This window comes from Mesorhizobium calcicola (assembly GCF_042682105.1).
In the GTDB taxonomy this organism is placed as follows: domain Bacteria; phylum Pseudomonadota; class Alphaproteobacteria; order Rhizobiales; family Rhizobiaceae; genus Mesorhizobium; species Mesorhizobium calcicola.
In genome coordinates, this window is record NZ_JBHUGY010000019.1 from 31,634 (window position 1) to 48,774 (window position 17,141).

At 58.9% G+C, this 17,141-nt stretch carries 10 protein-coding genes; 4 read left to right on the plus strand and 6 right to left on the minus strand.

Annotated elements, in window-relative coordinates; genetic code table 11:
• Positions 1-174 precede the first annotated feature (174 nt).
• The 4 genes from ACFSQT_RS11325 to ACFSQT_RS11340 all read left to right on the plus strand — a co-directional run bounded on the left by ACFSQT_RS11325 (position 175) and on the right by ACFSQT_RS11340 (position 6,970).
• Positions 175-2,547, plus strand: coding sequence for a tellurite resistance TerB family protein (locus tag ACFSQT_RS11325; RefSeq protein ID WP_379018528.1), 2,373 nt, complete (start codon positions 175-177; stop codon positions 2,545-2,547).
• Positions 2,544-3,863 carry an ATP-binding protein gene (locus ACFSQT_RS11330; RefSeq protein ID WP_379018530.1) on the plus strand — a complete coding sequence of 440 codons (1,320 nt, stop codon included), beginning with the start codon at positions 2,544-2,546 and terminating at the stop codon, positions 3,861-3,863. The genes ACFSQT_RS11325 and ACFSQT_RS11330 overlap by 4 nt, the downstream gene beginning before the upstream one ends.
• Positions 3,835-6,069: a DEAD/DEAH box helicase gene (locus ACFSQT_RS11335; RefSeq protein WP_379018532.1), complete on the plus strand. Its 2,235-nt coding sequence runs from the start codon at positions 3,835-3,837 to the stop codon at positions 6,067-6,069. The genes ACFSQT_RS11330 and ACFSQT_RS11335 overlap by 29 nt, the downstream gene beginning before the upstream one ends.
• A 358-nt stretch (positions 6,070-6,427) precedes the next feature.
• Positions 6,428-6,970: a HEPN domain-containing protein gene (locus tag ACFSQT_RS11340; protein ID WP_379018534.1), complete on the plus strand. Its 543-nt coding sequence runs from the start codon at positions 6,428-6,430 to the stop codon at positions 6,968-6,970.
• On the opposite strand, the gene ACFSQT_RS11345 is transcribed toward ACFSQT_RS11340, so the two are convergent.
• The 6 genes from ACFSQT_RS11345 to ACFSQT_RS11370 form a co-directional block, all read right to left on the minus strand.
• Positions 6,913-7,206 carry a hypothetical protein gene (locus ACFSQT_RS11345; RefSeq protein WP_379018536.1) on the minus strand — a complete coding sequence of 98 codons (294 nt, stop codon included), beginning with the start codon at positions 7,204-7,206 and terminating at the stop codon, positions 6,913-6,915. The two genes, ACFSQT_RS11340 and ACFSQT_RS11345, sit on opposite strands and share 58 nt — an antisense overlap.
• Before the next feature lie 112 nt (positions 7,207-7,318).
• Entirely contained in the window at positions 7,319-7,804 is a 486-nt protein-coding gene (locus ACFSQT_RS11350; RefSeq protein ID WP_379018538.1) for a hypothetical protein, read from the minus strand.
• Between the two features lie 1,212 nt (positions 7,805-9,016).
• Positions 9,017-9,592, minus strand: coding sequence for a hypothetical protein (locus ACFSQT_RS11355; RefSeq protein WP_379018539.1), 576 nt, complete (start codon positions 9,590-9,592; stop codon positions 9,017-9,019).
• 1,051 nt (positions 9,593-10,643) lie between these two features.
• Positions 10,644-11,750 (minus strand): DEAD/DEAH box helicase, encoded by a 1,107-nt coding sequence (locus ACFSQT_RS11360; RefSeq protein WP_379018541.1) that lies wholly within the window; start codon positions 11,748-11,750, stop codon positions 10,644-10,646.
• Positions 11,751-11,928: 178 nt separating this feature from the next.
• A complete protein-coding gene (locus tag ACFSQT_RS11365) occupies positions 11,929-16,020 on the minus strand; it encodes a P-loop NTPase fold protein (protein WP_379018543.1) in 4,092 nt (1,363 codons plus the stop codon).
• 444 nt (positions 16,021-16,464) lie between these two features.
• A complete protein-coding gene (locus ACFSQT_RS11370; protein WP_379018545.1) occupies positions 16,465-16,878 on the minus strand; it encodes a hypothetical protein in 414 nt (137 codons plus the stop codon).
• Positions 16,879-17,141: the final 263 nt, after the last annotated feature.

Genomic DNA, 17,141 nt, shown 5'->3' on the forward strand with positions numbered 1-17,141 from the left:
CGGGTGTTCCTGCCGCGGGACAAGGCCTTCCACACGCTTGGATCGCTAAACGAGCACGAATAACACTGACGTCGACTGCTGGAAATGCTTCAGTGGCTGGCAAAGAATTTGTACCGGAGCTCCCGAATATGCAATTATTCGGGGAAGAACATCCAAAGCAAGCCGGGGGCGACGATGGGGTGGGTGCTTGCGGGCCTGGTATTGGCCGCCTGGTTCTTTTACCGCGCCGCAAAGAATAAGGAACGGAGCGTCCAGCCAACCCCATCGCGCGAGTTTGCCTCAACGAGCAGCAGCAGCGTCGTCGGAGATTTATCTGAGGTCCGAGCTAGGGAGGCGTGGATTGATCCTCGGATCAACCCCGATCCAAGATTCACCAACGGCCCGGACCAACGAGACAGGGGGTTACTAGCGCCGTCACCGCCAAGTCGCGACAGGCTCTCTACGATCAGAAATCCTGCCCGATGGATTCCGCCTGGCGAGACAGTGCGGATTGGTGGAATTTCCATCGACGCAGGCATGTTTTATTTAGGCGGAGCCTTCACCGGATCGATCTCGGACCGCGGGAACAATTGCCTCGTGGATCCGTCATGCGCGATCGCCCCATCGGGCAGCGATCAGTCAGGCAGCCTCCTACCTTATTGGCCGTCATATTCGAACATTCCTCCCGTTGCCAGGCGGACCTATCTCGACTGGCTTGCGAGCGGAAGGGAGGATCCGAGGATCGGCATTGGATATGTCTTCCTGTTTTTCTACGGCCTTGAACGCCGCATGCTCGTGGATGCAGTCAAAGACGAGACGCCTGCCTTGATTGCGGAGGTCAGGCGCCTCCTTGCACTCCACGGCGAAAATCACTCGTTTAGGAACTACGCGTCGAAATTTCTTGACGTTGCGGAGCTCGTCAAAGATCCGGAAATCTCTCGCCCGGTACTCTCGCCCGATCTCCGGAACGGATATGAAATGCCGTTGTCCGTCAGGCTCCATCTTGGGCGCAAACTCGCCTCAGCGACTTCTTTCGACGGCACGGACGCACTTCTCTGGGTTCTCTCGCTTCCGGACACTTATCTCCGAACGCCTGCGACGAGATGTTTCGATGAACTTGCCGAGCTCTGGCAAATGCGGTTCGCATCTCGCTACCCGCTAGGACTCAAGGTCAATCCGCCGAAAACCAAGCTCAAGATCGAATATCATGCGGCGAGCGGCGGCTTCGAATGCAGCCTTGACCTGTCCGACAGCGAGACCGGGCCGCTTCCCGACATCGCCGCGATTTCCGCGCCCCTCGATGGCTTGCGGGACCTCCTCAATGCATGCACCGACGAACTCGCCTCGTACAGCCGCCTGCTGGGGAAAAGTCCAGAGGCGAAGGGCACGATCGAGGCCGCCTTCCTGTTGCCGAAGGAGTTGTTGACATCGCCTTCGGTAATGGGAACCGCCGTCCTAGGGAATGTTGAACACCTGTTCGGAGGCCGCAACATTGCCGGGGTCAGAGTAGGTCAACTTGCCACGGCATTGGGAGTGGACACCCCACCGAAAGGCAAACTTCCCTCCGGGTTCTGCAATCAAGTCGGAGCCTTCATGGACAAACTCGATGTAGGGTTCGAGCCAGACCGGAGATACGGCGCCCGGAATCTCGATGCCGACGGCTATGTCCTACTGTTCAAGGCGAAAGACGGGGCGCCCGTGGATGGCGAGGCTCCAAGCTATGCTTCTGCCAAGGCCATGGTCGAAGTCGCTGCGCTTGCCGCCGCTTCTGATGGGAAGATCGAGATCAGTGAATTCGAATCGATCAAGAGCGACATCCGATCGGTTCCCGGCCTCGGCGGAATTGAGCGCGCCAGGCTTATGGCCTACGCAAGCACGCTGCTGAAGGATGCTCCCGCCCGGCAATCCGCCATGCAGAGGTTGCGCAGCGTCAAACCCGAGGCGCGCGACAGCGCGATCCGGTCGGCCACGTCAGCGGTGCTCGCGGACGGACACGCCGCTCCGGATGAGGTGAAGTTTCTCGAGCGCTTGTACAAAACGCTTGGGTATCCAGTGGAGGATTTATATTCCGCGCTTCATCGCGGTTCGGTGGTCCTGGACGAGCCCATAGCCGTCACACCGGAAATACGGGCTGGCGGTGTTCCCATTCCTGCCGAAGCCTCGGCATCGAAAGCATCTGGCATACGGATCGACCGTGCTCGGCTCGAACGGATAAAGTCGGAGACGTCAGCCGTTTCCCAACTTCTCGCGGGTATCTTTGTCGAAGACGAGCCGCTTTCTCCACCGCCGGCCCCAATGGAGGCGACCCTGCGAGGAGACTCGAGGTTTGAAGGACTTGATGCGGCTCATGCCGAACTGCTTTCCTGCCTTCTTGGAGCCGGAGAACTAGGCCGTGACGCATTTGAAGACGTGGCGAGGAAACTGCGGCTGTTGCCGGACGGCGCGATCGAAACGATAAATGAATGGGGCTTCGACAAGTTCGACGAACCGATCCTCGACGGAGAGGAGCACATTGTGGTCGTTGAACATGTCCGGGTGGAACTGCAAAGGGCGGGAGCGGAAAGATGACGACAGGAACGACCATCAAATCGCGCGACCGCGATGTCATCCTCCAGGCGCTTGCCGCCGGTGTGGTCCCCAAGACGGGACTTCGCCACGTGCAGGTCGGAAGGGCCGCGGAAGTGGGAGCCCTGGTCCGGGATATTGATCGCCTGTCAGATGGCGGTGCGGCGATCCGATTCGTCATCGGCGAGTACGGGGCGGGGAAAACGTTCTTCCTGAATCTCGTCCGCTTGATAGCGCTTGAACGGAAATGCGTGACTATCCACGCCGACCTTGGTCCCGACCGCAGAATTCATGCGTCTGCCGGCCAGGCGAGGGGACTCTATGCCGAGGCTGTCCGGAACATGGCCACCAGGACGAAGCCCGAGGGAGGCGCGCTGCCGAGCGTCGTGGAGCGTTTCGTGACTGACTGCATGAACGAGGCGGGAAGGAAGGGCGCGCCTGTCGAGCGCGTCATAGACGAACGCCTTGCCCATCTTCAGGAGGAGGTCGGCGGCTACGACTATGCGACCGTGTTGAAGGCCTACTGGCGCGGCAGCGAGGAGGGCGACGAGGTCCTCAAGACATCAGCGCTACGGTGGCTGCGTGGCGAATATTCAACGAAGACAGAAGCAAGACAGGCGCTGGGCGTCAGGAGCATCATCGATGACAATGACATCTATGACGCGCTGAAATTGCTTGCAGCATTCGTCAAACTCGCTGGCTACGCCGGCCTGCTCGTTGTCTTCGATGAAATGGTGAACTTGTACAAGCTCCAGAGCGCGCAGGCACGCAACCAGAACTTTGAGCAAATTCTGCGCATGCTCAACGACGTTCTTCAGGGGAATTTCGGCGGCATCGGCTTCGTGTTCGGCGGCACCCCCGAATTCCTTATGGACACTCGCCGGGGCCTCTACAGTTACGCCGCACTGCAGTCGCGTCTCGCGGAGAACGCCTTCGCGACGAACGGCCTCGTCGACCTGTCCGGCCCGGTGCTTCGCTTGCAGAGTCTTACGCCCGAGGACCTCCTTATTCTCTTGTCCAATATCCGGTCTGTGTTCGCACATGGCGATCCGGCGAGGCATCTGGTTCCGGATGAGGCGCTTCCCGCGTTCATGGAACATTGCAGCAAATACGTCGGCGAGGCTTATTTCAGGATGCCTCGCAACACGATCAAAGCGTTCGTCCAGTTCTTGGCGATTCTTGATCAGAACCCTGGAACAGGGTGGGAAAGCCTTCTCGGGCGGGTCGACGTCGCGCCTGACGTCGAGAACCCGTCAGCCGACGAAAGCGAAGGCAGCGCCGAGGGCGGGGATGATAATCTTGCCAGCATCAGGCTCTGAGGAACGTTCCGGCTTTGACAAGCTACATGAGACGATCCGGCGCTGGATCTGGGAACAGAGGTGGGAGGAACTGCGTGACGTCCAGGACAAGGCGATCGCCGCGATGCTGAACGGCGAGAACGACGTCCTGATCGCTGCCGCCACGGCAGCCGGAAAAACGGAAGCGGCTTTCCTGCCGATCCTTACGAAGGTTGCTGATCGGAAAGAAGGCGGCTTTTCCGTCCTATATGTCAGCCCGCTCAAGGCCCTCATCAACGATCAGTTCCGCCGCCTCGATGACCTATGCGAGCGGATGGAGATCGACGTAGTCCGCTGGCATGGAGACGCTCCGCAGTCCGCGAAGCAGCGAGCGAGGCGCGATCCGCGCGGTCTCGTCCTGATCACTCCGGAATCCATTGAGGCAATGCTGCTCCGCCGTCCGGGCGACGCGAAGGCCATGTTGGCTTCGCTGGACTTCATTGTCATCGATGAATTGCATGCCTTCCTCAATGGACCTCGGGGGCTGCACCTCGCGAGCCTTCTCCGTCGGCTGGATGATTTGGCCGAGAAGCCGGCAAGGCGTATCGGCCTCTCGGCCACGATCGGCGACCTTGCCGTCGCAGCGCTCTGGCTCAGGCCTGAGAACCCTTCTTCTGTAGTGATCGTCGAATCTGCAGCCGATTCACCGGAGCTCCGTCTTCAGGTTAGGGCGTACGCCGATTCCGAGGAAGTCGAAGACTCTGATGGCCTCGAGAACGAAGAAGGCCCCCCAACCGCCCTCGATCTCATTGCCGACCATGTCTTTGCGAACCTGCGGGGATCCAACAACCTTGCTTTCGCCGGATCGAGAAAGCGTGTCGAGGCGTTGGCCGACCGACTCCGCATCCGGTCCGAAAAAGCCACCGTGCCTAACGAATTCTTCCCGCATCACGGGAGCTTGTCGAAGGAACTTAGAGAGGAGCTTGAGGATCGGCTGAAGAAAGGCGATGTTCCGACCACGGGCGTGGCGACGACGACGCTCGAACTCGGCATCGACATCGGTTCGGTCAAATCGGTGGCACAGATCGGCGCCCCGCGGTCGTTGGCGTCATTGCGCCAGAGGCTTGGACGCAGCGGACGCCGGCGTGGCTTCCCGGCCGTTCTCCGGATCTATTTGCGCGAGCGAAGCCTCGCCGCGGATTCCGATCCTCTAGATCGGCTGAGGTTGGAGACAGTGCGAGCGACCGCCTCAGTCCGTCTCCTGATTGAACGGTTCGTCGAGCCCCCGTCGACGGACAGCGCTACCGCAACAGTGGTGCTTCACCAGACGCTTTCAGTGATTGTCCAGGAAGGCGGCGCGCGTGCTGACCGGTTGTACCGATTGCTTTGCGGTGCCGGGCCGTTGTCCGCGCTCGACAAGACTGACTACGTGGAGCTTCTCCGGACAATGGCGTCGCCGGAACAAAGGCTGATCGAGCAGGCGCCAGACGGGACGATCATGCTTGGCGAGATCGGCGAACGGCTCACGAGCGCACGTGATTTCTACGCCATTTTCTCGACGGACGAGGAGTGGCGACTGGTCTCCGGAGGGCGCACGTTAGGGACGATCCCTGTCTCCAATCCAGTGGGAGTCGGCGCTGTAATTTCGTTCGCGGGCCAGCGGTGGCGCATCGTCGCCGTGGACGACCGGGGAAAAGTGATTGAAGTCGAAAGGCACCGATCCGGAAAGATCCCGAAATTCGACGCCCTAATGAACGAACCGATTCACGACCGGCTTGCGACCGAGATGAAGACGGTTCTGTCGTCGACGGAAATCCCTGCCTATCTCGATGGAGCCGCAACCGATTTCCTTGAGCAGGGAAGGGCAGCATACAAGCTGTTGGGGCTGGATCAATCACGGTTTCTGCGCGCAGGCAAGGACACCCATATCCTCACGTGGAGAGGAACGGACGCGAATTCGGTCTTGGCCTTCGCTATGGTTTCGGCTGGCCTAGAATGCGTGGTTCTCGACGTCGGGGTCACAGTGCTCGAAACGACGCCAGATGAAGCTGCCGCAATCCTGCGACAGATTGCTGAGCGTCCGCCGGACATTCAATCGATCGCGGGTTTCGTGGAGAACCTTCGGACGGCGAAATTCGACGAGATGGTGCCGGAGACCTTGCTACGGCGGCTGTGGGCGAGAGCGCATTCAAGAATCGGAGAAGACCTTGGGATGATGGCAGGGGAAGTGCTCGCGTCCAAACTTTGAAGCTCTCATCCTTGGAACAAAATATACGAACTCTGAGTCCGGTGTCAGCCCGGTTCTTGATATCACGTTCGTCTACACCGGAGAGCTCATCGGCGCAGGCATTCAATTCTGTTGTGACGTCGGCAACTGAATCAACGAGCGGAAGACACGGAGGCGTGGAGTGATAGCGATGCAAGTGCGGAAGACTTGGCTGACCCGATTGTTCAGGCTCAACCCGACCGCCGGCCGCCGGCCGCCGACCCTCAAACGGTCGGCCTCCTGTCCTCCATACGGATTGCAGTGTGGGTCATTGCCGGCCTCTTGCTGTTGGTACTGATCAACTTGCGGCTATAGCTCTTAGGGAAATGGCACGCGCTAGATGACGACCGAAGAACGCAAATATCCCGGTGAGCTGGCATCCGCGCAGCAGGTCCATGAGCTGGCGGAAGAATACCGCAAGGCGGCAAACCACCTCCTTCAGCTCGGCCGACCCGGCAAGCCACTTAGCCGGGCGCCGTTCAGATTGGCGGCGATCCATGCGATCGAACTCTATTTGACCGCGCTCTTGCTCCACCGTGGCCACAACCCCAATCAGATCCGCAAGATGCAGCATGACCTGTCGGAGCGCACGGATCGCGCCATCGAGGCAGGCCTGCGCCTTCGCGCGAAAACGGCCAGGCATCTTCAGTCCCTCAGCCAGAACCGGGAATATCTTGTCACCCGATACGGCCCCGAACTTGCCGCAACCGCGTCGCAGGTAAACCGCCTCACCGCCACCCTTGAGGAGGTGGCGGCAAAGGTCACTGTGTTGATGGCGCTGCCGTCAGGATCGCAGCGGGCAGGCCTACCTGCCGCCGGCGAGGTTCAAGGCCGGGACTCAGCGGCCTCCTCGTCTGCTGCGACAGCTAATCCAATGACATGATGCACCAGGAACACGTCGACGAGGTATGCAGCCTCGTCCCGTGAAATCGGCAACATGTCTGCGGTGATTTCATTATCGACATAAGACTCGGCATCCCAAAGGGTGCGAGTCAGTTGCTCGTTGGCCGGCTCGATCCGCTCAATAACCCTTTCGAACGCGGCGTTGGCGGCCGCGATAAGCACAGTACGGTCGGCCCCGGCGACTGGCAGGGACGCTATAACGGCATGGGAATCCATGACGGATGTTTCCTTTTGGAATGGCGGTCTCTTGCCTCAGCATTTTCGGTCGCCATGCCGACGCTGGTTCTTGAAGGGGTGGCTCGTCGAAGCGCCAGGCGCCACCTTGTGCTCACATGCGCAGCCGCAGGATACCCGGGAATTCGACAGATGCAACAGAGGTTCCTGGCGAGAATTTTGTTGCTGGATGCGTCCCGCAACCTGTGCAATCACACAGGTTGCGGGTGCACGCGGTGATTGCCATGTTGTGGGCAAGAGGCACGTGACGGGAGATTTCAAAATGGCAGGCAAGCGACTCATGAGGGCAAGCGACATCCCGGCCTTCGTGGACAGGGTGATCAAGTCGCGCTGTGACATCTGCGCCATCGGCCATTTCAACTATTGCCTGGGCGACGTCGAGGAAATGGTGGCGGCGGAGGACGAACTCCAGCGCATAGGTGAAGAATTCGGCGATCGCGATTTTCTGCTGACTGAAATCGCCGCCTACTGGCACACGGACCCGGATAGGTTCAAATGCTCGGACGCACAAGGCAGTGGCAATGATGTGCCCCACATTTGCCAAACGGATTTCAGACATGCAATACGACATGCTGCTCAAACGAGCCCTCCGTCGTCTGTTGAACGCTGACCGGGAAAACGAAAGAGGGCGGCTAGGAAAGGTGAACATCGCGATTTGGTGGCGGCTGCTACCAAATGGCGAGAATGTTTCTGGAGCTGGTAGAGGTATTCGTACTCCGGTACCAACCGCCACCAGACCTTTAATCCTTGATCTGGCAAAGCTCCACATTCGCCGTACGGCCAACCTTGCGAAGGCGACGCCGAATCCCTGCGGGGGTGGAGGGCGGGATTGACGACAAAGGAAGCCCCTCGGAATGAGCCGCTGGTGGTCACGCTGTGGCCGTCCCCACTGCGGAGGATTGGAAGCGACGCAGAGGTCGAAGAGCCGGTCGTCCCCGCCGCTCAGGCTCGCGCCACATCCCGGCGGTTAAGGTGGAAGGGCGGGCATGCCGATAGTCGGCGCGACGGCCGTTCACGTCCACGATGACCGCCGTGAGGCCGATGCCTTCCCGCATGCCGACGACGGGCAGTCTTCCTTCGAGGACTTCCGTGATCACCTTGGCGATGGGCATACACAGAGATTTCGCCGCCAGAGGGATACCCGTTGACCCTTCCGGCACGGGACCGTCGACTTGTTTCGCTCTCGGCTTCTCCAAAAGGAATCCGCCGCATAGTGATCGACGAGCGACATTACGCGGCCGTCGCGCTTGACCAGAAGCTCGACGTGCTGAAATTTCCTGATCGCAGTTCACTAATCCTATCCGAGACACGGAACATATAGAGAAGAGGAGTCAACTTATACGAGGCTGATGTTGTCCGAGGAATAGGTGGACACGATTCGACATTGCGTAGGGGTTGCACACTGCCGTGCCGCCCGGATCGGCCGGCGCTGGTCTGTCCCGGGCGCATTCGTGCTCGAAGCCGCTGTGCTGCGGTTGGGTAGCGCTTCTCCGCTTCTGCTTGAGCCGCGGACCTGATTATTCGCTGGTTTTAGCAATCGAGAAGGGAATTGAATTCGCATGGTCGGCCGTGTAAGTGATGGCGATCAACACCCGAACCTTGGTCGCTGGGTGTTCCGCATTGATACGGCGGATTGCTTGAAACCTTGACTTCCAAGAAGGCATCCCCTATATCGGTGTCTAGGCAGGCTGACCTTTCGAGGCCGCTGCCATGTCAACCAAGGCGGCATCGTCTTGGTCTTGTACATCACGGTAATGGACACTGCATATCAAGACCCGGCTTCGGCCGGGTCTTATGCGTTTGGGACCCTGGTCTCTTTGAACAGACACATCCTGGCGAAATAGCTCAAGTTTCTGCGGGAAATCGTCTTCTGGTGGATCACCTTCGGGTGAGCCGAGAGGACTTCCATGCGAACTGAGCAGCCATCATCGAGCGGCTGCAGGCAGTACACGACAGCCCACGTGCAGCTATCCTCCATCTCGACGAATACAAGATTGTCGACCCCGCCATAGCTTTTCGAGACGTAGGTCAAGCCATTGCTCTCGATCTGCAACCTAATGGCGGCTCCCAGCCCCTTCGACATCTCGTAACGATCACCATCGAACGTTCTTTTCGTGCCGTGGTGGTCGAAGGCATGATGTTGCTCACCATGCTTGGTTCTTTCGGTATAGACGTGGTTCGAAAACACCACCTCGACCAGGAGGTCAGTTTCGGCGCTTATACCCTTTCCGGGAATCGATGCCGAAAACGCCTTCAAGTGCGTCAGGTCGTAGGTGTTTCCGTCTATAGTGATAGAGGGATGTTCGGTTGGAATGCTCACGCAGGCGCTATATCTGCAAGGACGGCGACCACCAACCAATAATTGCATTCTCCCGAATTCCAAAGTGCCAGCAACAACCGTCGCCAACGATTTTGACGGAAGCCAGCTGATCCCTGGTGGGCCAACCCATATCTTTGGTCCTTTTGGCCCGGACCCTCTTCCGATACCGAAGTCAGCGGATCGGCAGCCGCGCCAGAACGGTTGCGTCATTACCTCGCTCAGCTTTTAGGGATCACATTTTCCGTTCTTTGTCGCTAATGGAAACTTAAACCAGGATTCTGTCGCCATGTGGCACTTTATGTGTAGGGGACGCCCGGCCAGCGGCATGGATCGCGGATCCATCTCTCGACCGGACGGTCGAGCTTTGGGCATCGACCCATGCATTCCTTGAAAGCGAGAAGAACGCACAGTTCACGCCGCCTGATCCGGAAGCTAAGATTGAATGGAGACAGGGAATTCCAGCATCGGCAGACTACTGGGGCTTACGTGATCTCGACGCGAGGATCGGCGATGCGGGACAAGAGCCATCCAGTCGGTTCGGCGCTTGATTGCACACCCTAAGATGGTGACGAAGAAGGAGCTTGCCGCCTCGCCTTGCTGGGATTCGATTTGAGACAAGAAGCCCCTTCTTAGCGCTTTTCTCATTGAATGGGCTGATCTCTATCGCCACCCCGGGGCATTGGCAGCAGGAAGCAACAAGTCGCCGACAACGTCGTCGGCATGATGAGCATGATGAGCATGACCATGGGTCCGCCTAGCGCGGAGACATCGTCGACCGGCAAGTTGGTCACCAGCTTCCAGTCGATCTGCTCGTGACCGGGGCGGCGGATCCTCTTCGAGAGCGTGGATGTATGTCAGAACCTGCGGACTGTAGCGCTTCTGCTTGCCCACGGGCGGCAAGGTGTTGATGGTGGCGAACTTCACCCGCAACCAGGTCGTCTCGTCCTGATCGACCGTAATGCGATGACGTCCCGACCAAGGCGCCGCCGCAAGTTGGGCAAAGACGCGATGATCTGGATCGTGTGGGGCAGCACCGGCAGGCCGCTCGGCCAGCCTGTTCGCTGGAATGCGCACCTGCATCCGCACGAGGAAGCTGGTATCAAGGTCCTGCGCGGTGCTTAGAGCTCGTAGATGTCGCTCTCCCGGTCACCCACATGCACGCAGCGCTCGGGCGTGCCAACGAGCGCGATGGACTGGCGCAGGTTCTCCAGCCAGCCAGCGGTAGCTCTCCTTCGTCTCGATCGGCACGCGCGTGGGATTGCCGCTTGTACAGGAACTCCATGCCGCGCGGTGCATTGGCGGGACTTGAGGTCGCCGTGGAATAGATGGCGATCGGCGCTTCCTGTCCCTGAAACTTGTCCACCGTGCCGACCCGCGCGCCGGGCAGGCGCTTCTGGATCTCAAATACCTGGGCAATGAAGGGCGCGATTATGAGGATGTCGTCGAGCGTGAGCGGACGGACGTTCCCGAGGCGATCCGTCCAATCAACACCGGCGGCGGTGACTTCCTTCACCAGGTCCGCGATGGCTTCTGCCTCCTCCGGCGAATTGCTCTGATTGCCGTTGTGGGTGACGGGCAGCCACCGCAGCCCCGCACCAGACAAGCGTGTCGAGCCTGCAATCGACTGGTCCGCCAGTCTTTGGCGGGGACGGAGTTCTCCCGCGTAGAATAGCTTTGACGTGAACCCGCAGATGTCGGGGTGTAGCCGCCAGGTTTCGTCGAGGAACAGGCCGCGATCCGGCGGGATGGTTTGGGCGTGTCCACCCTCCACCACATCCTTGACGGCGTCGCAGCCATCGGGGTGGCTGCCCTGGATCGGCTGGTCAAGCTGCTGAGGATCACCCAGGAGGACAAGCGTCTTCGCTGCCTGCGAGACGGCGAGCACGTTGGGGAGGGCCATCTGTGCCGCCTCGTCGACGAACAGCACATCGACCGCTTCAAATGCGTCAGGACGAGACCAGATCCAGGCCGTCCCACCACCGACGTTCACGTCTTCGCCGATCGCCGCGATGAGGTCTTCGCTCCGGCGGGCAAATGTCAGCAGATGTTGTTCTTCCTCTTCCTCGTCAGCCTTGTGACAACACTGCAGATCGACGTCGAGCCCATCCGCTTCCTCGATGACCTTGTCGATGAGGTTTCGGATGACCTTGTGGCTGTTGGCGGTGATCCCGACCGTTTTACCCCGCCGGACGAGGGCGCAGATCACCTGCGCTGCCGTAAGTTCTTACCCGCGCCTGGCGGCCCCTGCACGGGCAGTACGCCTTCACCGAGATGCTCCGCCAGCCGCAGGGCGGCATCCAGCTTGCTCTCGCCAGACTCCCTAATGGGATGCCCGCCGACGGGAGGCGGTCGCCTCAACAGAAGATCCCGCGCGGCCCGGTAGGCTATTCGGCCGCCTCATTTCCTCTGTCACGTGCATATCCGGCGAGAACCTTTGATTCTTTGAATTCGTTGGACAGTACCTTCACTTGCTCGGCATCCATCTTGTCCAGAACGTCGGTATTTCGTTCCAGCAAGCCCTTGCCTCCGAGACGGCTAATAGACCGAGCGACCATGATCAGAGTCTCCCTGGAATGGTCGGGCAATGTAGGGATAAGCGCCGACACGAGAGAGCTTCGCTGGTCGCTGGTGCGAGCTAGCGACAAGACGTTATCGATCCCGTTGACCATGAGGGTGAGCGGCTTCGCTTCCGACGTTCTCGCCAGGACAAGCGGAACGATCTCGATGAAGAAGTCCAGGCCCACCCGTTCCCGCTCCGTCAGCAAGAAGTTTAGGAGCCGCTCTCTCTGCTCTTCATTGAGGCCCTCATCCTCCATCAAGGTCTTAAGGGTTCTCTTCTCCTTGCCCAATAGCGAGGACAGCCAGAGGGTGAGAGCACCGTCTGGATGGTCGCCGATCTGCTTCGCCGGAACCGAAAGGACCTCTCTCGAGATAGACAGAAGTCGTTGTTCGTCTGCGCCCTCAGCAAGCACATCGACAATCGTCTGAAGGTCATCAGTGTTCTGATTGGCCGGCTGCTTCCCAGTCAGCAACGTCTTCACATCCGCGGGCATCATGAACGTTCCGATGTCCTTGATGCAGGTCACCACGGAGGAAGGCGAATGGCGCCACAGAATTGCCGCCGCTCCGGAAATATCCCCACGAGAACTCTCGGGAAGCAGGCCACGCGCTTCCATGTCCACAATGGATTTGAGTACGTCACCGGAGCCGGAAACTGCGGGGTTCTCTCGAATGAATTGAATTGCACGGCTGGCGATACCCCCCGGCTCATACGCCCCGGTATGGTCGTTCTCCTTAGGCCAATGCCCCACCATCTCACGGTGCAGAATTGGATAAGCGTCAGGCGCTCCGACTGCCTGTTCAAAGAGCTGTTTAAGAAACGCTCCGGCTTGGGCCTTGGGGGCGTACTCAAGTAGGATTCGAGCGGCAGGGTATATCGCTGACAAGTAATCGGGCCGGGTCGACATCGCCAATGTGCGGACTCGCGTCGCCTTAACATGCCCTTGAAGAGGAGCGGCCGACCATTCAGAACTGCTCGCGGTTGCAATGAACCTTGCATATTTTTCCGCGGCCTCCACATCAACCGGGTCGGCGTTGATGATGGCATTCATTTGGGTTGCCAGCGCCGATTTATGCTCCTCGGTCAGTTCGCCAAGCTTTGAAGCTACATATTCCAGGGAGGTCCATGGAAGGTCGGAAAAGGACTTGCTGGTGATATGTTTCAACAGCCCGTTCCATGCGGCAGCATCCGTACGGATCAGAATTTCCGCCGCGCGGACCATGTAGGCAGAGGTGTCATCGACTTTGGCCCATGAAGTGATAATCGGCAGGATGCCTGTGGCAGTACTTGGATCGATGTGCGATTCCCAACGCGTTACCAAGTCGAGGAACTTGTTTGCCCCCGCTTCCCAATCCAACGCCCAGTCGTCCCCGTCTTCCATGTCCTTTTGCAAGCGGGCGGCCAGGGCGACGAGAAATGCTCGGGCCTCTTCATCCGAGGCGAGCGCGGCATGAATTCCCGCTTCGCCCCATGCACTCGAGGCGCCTGCGGGATCGCGGACCGCCACTTGCGTTGTCAGTAGCTGCCAAAGCACTTGACGGCTCTCCTGACCGCCTTGGGCGAGGCTCTGATAGACTTCGCTGAGCCTCCGCAACATCCGATCTTTGTTCGGGATAGATGCTGGCTCATTAGCGAGCTCCAAGATTGCGAGGTGCGCGTAGTCTGAACCGAGGAACGAAAGCAGGTGCACTTCATGCTCGTCCATCCAGTTTTCAAGCTGCGAGAAGGGCAACGTCTGCGCCCCTGTGCTTGCTTGAACCTCTCGGGTGAGCAGCCAGCCTTTAAGGCGGGACTCCGTCGGGGGAAGGAGGCCGTCACTGGCCCGGACGTTCAAGACGAGCTCTACAGCTGCCTTCGCATCTGAGACGAGTTCCTCGAGATTCGGCGTCTCGCCAGTAGGCAAACGCCATTCAAGCTTTTGACCCGTAAGGAGGTCGCCACAGAAATGAGCGGCGACCTCCCGGCGGTCGGCTGCTGCAAGCGAACCAATAATTCCCTTTGCCGCGCGGGGACCAACGTTCGTCCGAATATCCTTGAGGTCAACCATCTGCCGTGCCAACGGCACCATTAAACCATTGCGATATTCTGGGGGTATGCGGTGAGCCAGTGCTGCCAGCACCCTCGCAGCATTTACCCTTCGCGCGGCTGTGTCGTCCGACAGTCCTTCAGCGAGTTCTTCCAGTAGTCGAACGTCGTCACGTCCGAGATGATCGTTATCAAGATGATGGCCGAAGATTTCGAGGACCCCTTGAATATCCCCTGACACGAAAGCGTCGTTCAACTCGGCAGCGCGATCGCCGAATTTCCTGGAGATCGTATCCTGCGCCAGAAGGAGCAGCGGCTGCAGTGACCTGGGCCACCTCAAGTCCAAGAGGCTGGACAGGTACTGGCGAAGCTGCCGGTGCTCTGTCCGAACGTCATTTCCGATTTTTCCGTCTGCCGTGGCTAGGAATTCCTTCAGAGCGTATTGGGCGCCGATCGCAAGCGATTCCGGCGGCTCTCGCCGGAATACCACTCGACTAAACTCCTGAATCAACTCCGGGCGCTTCAGTAGCTCGTTGTAGAAGTCGGGAAAATCCACCCGCAGGACGCACAGCGCAGCCAGGGCCAGGGGGTGATTTGTAACTGCACCTTTATGCAAGACGCCTGGGGCGCTGGAGCCGACGCCGCTCCGCTCCCTCTGGGTCGCGATCCACCAGGTCTGAGTGAAAGCGTTTAGAATCTGTATCGCGTTACGCGGACTTTGGACCCCGACGTGAATTAGCCTGTCCACAAGGTCTTGCAGCCTGACCCCTTGTTTTTCAAGCTCGGCAACCATGGATCCGGCGGCACGAAGTTTCTTCTCCGTAAACTGCCTCATATCCAGCTTTGGAAACGGCGGAATCTCGAGGCGAAACTGGAACAGTCGGTCAAGATATCGACGCGCGTCCGAGCGCGTGAAAACGGACCCTGGCAATTCAGGATTCACCCTGCCACGTCCACGTGACAGTGCATCGGCTACACGGTCTTCGTCGCACGAAATGACGAAGACAACTCCGAAGTTTTCAGAAGCGTCGGTAATTGGGAGCTCAAGGAAGGTCCGAACAGCGTCCAGCCCGGAAACCATTTCAGCAGCAGACAGACGATCGAGGTCGTCAACGAACACGACGAGTCGTTCGCACGAACGGCCATCCCGCGCCTTCCGAAACGTCTCGATCTGATTGACCAGCAGCCGTTCGTATTCCTCTGCACTTGTGGCGGGGAAAGTGACCACTGATTGGCTATTGAACAGCGTCGGCGATTTCAGCCTAAGGTCGACAACATTCCTGGCCAAGAAAGCGCCGACAATCGCGGCAACTGACAGAACAGCACTGATGCCCAATTGGTTCGAGAGGCCCAGGCTGTATGAAGCAAACCAGAAAATTCCCACAGTACTCGCAAGCAGTAGCACGAAAAGAAAAGCCGATGCGGCGTTCTGGAGTATGGCTTCCTTAAACCATTCTCCTAGGTTCCGTCTTACCTGGGCGGACTCGGCAACCTGCTGATAAAGGCTACGTCGGAGTTCCACCTCGTCGCCGCCAAGCTGGATAAACACATGCCGCAGGAGCGCCCGCTTGATATCATCGTCGCCCCCATACTTCCAGGCATTGAATGTGATCGGACGGAAGCGGTCTCGGCGTCGCTTCCCGGTCGGGCCGCTAGAGTCGGATGCCAAGGACTCAAGATAAAGCTGTTTGATTGTGCTTTTCCCAGTTCCCCAAGACCCAAGCAGCCCGATACTGAAGGGCGGACGATGCCGGCCTTCGACCAGACTCCTAAGCGCTTTTGAGAAATACTGGTGGCCAAAGGCGTCTTCCGAGAGGACTGACAGCTCTCTGTCCAAGACGCTGGGCATCTCGTGTTCCCCCGAAATTCCCGCGCTGGTTCGTGCAGTCATTGTCCCCCCCTGTATTCTACCCCTGACATGTGTATATCCTGCCTGCATCATCGAGAAGCCCCAGAATTCAGTAAGCAGACCACCCCATGCTACTGCGGCAATCTGAGGCTCATTCTGTTGTGAAGGTCATGTGGATGCTGCCGCCTTCACCCTATCCCTCCTGCCTTCCTAACCTCATCCGGATGAGATGCTTCCTGATGGTAGGGGTCGATACAAGTTCGCCTTCCTCAGCCAGCAGCTTCGAAAACGTGCGCGGTCCGCCCATTGGATTGGCCAGCGCGAGTTCCCTGATCCGATCGCGCGATGCTTGTGAGGTGTCTCGGCGCCGCCTCTGAAGCAAACGGTCTTGTTCGAGGAAAGGCCCATCAGGCCGACGGTTCCAAGCTTCCGGCAGACTGGCGCCAGTTCGCCCGCCGCAGCCATCGCCAAAGAGCGGAATGCAGACTAGCCGATCGCCGAAAGAATGCGAGATAGCGCGTTATTTGCCGCCCGCACTTCATGGGTTAACTCGCTCTCCGGTTTCGCTGAACCGGAATAAAACACGATATCCTCATAAGGACTGGAGCCACGCGTCAGGACGCGCAGCGTGATTGACGTGATTTCCTCGGTCTGCGTCTTCGACCCCGTTGCTGCTCCTGCAACAGCCCCGAGAGGGCCAAGAAGCGCACCGCCGACAACAGCTCGGCCAAGCTGGGAACCGCGATTGGATTTTATCGACGTCCTGCCCTCCTTCATGACCGACGCGGAAATGACGTCGGCCTTGGCGATGGTCCGCGATCCATACTGGGTCGCGACGGTCACAGTTCCAGACGAAGAAACGGAGATGCCCTGCGCCCCGTCACGCGAAATAAAGTTCACCCCTGAGTCGAGCTTGCCTTCCGTCCTGGCCCGCGCAGCCGCTTTGTCCTGACTATCCCAAATAGCCCGAGAACCGCGACAGCGGCGCATATCCAGATAAGCCAGTCCATGATTTCCCCTCCCTTTCCCAACGACAGTCTTCACAGATCGACCACGCGGACACAAGCCGCAGCATGTTCAGGAGGTTGTCCATTGGTGGCCGTTGGTATGCGCGCGAGCCAATCAGTCAGAATGCCTATTGACGTCGAAGTCCGTGTTCACTA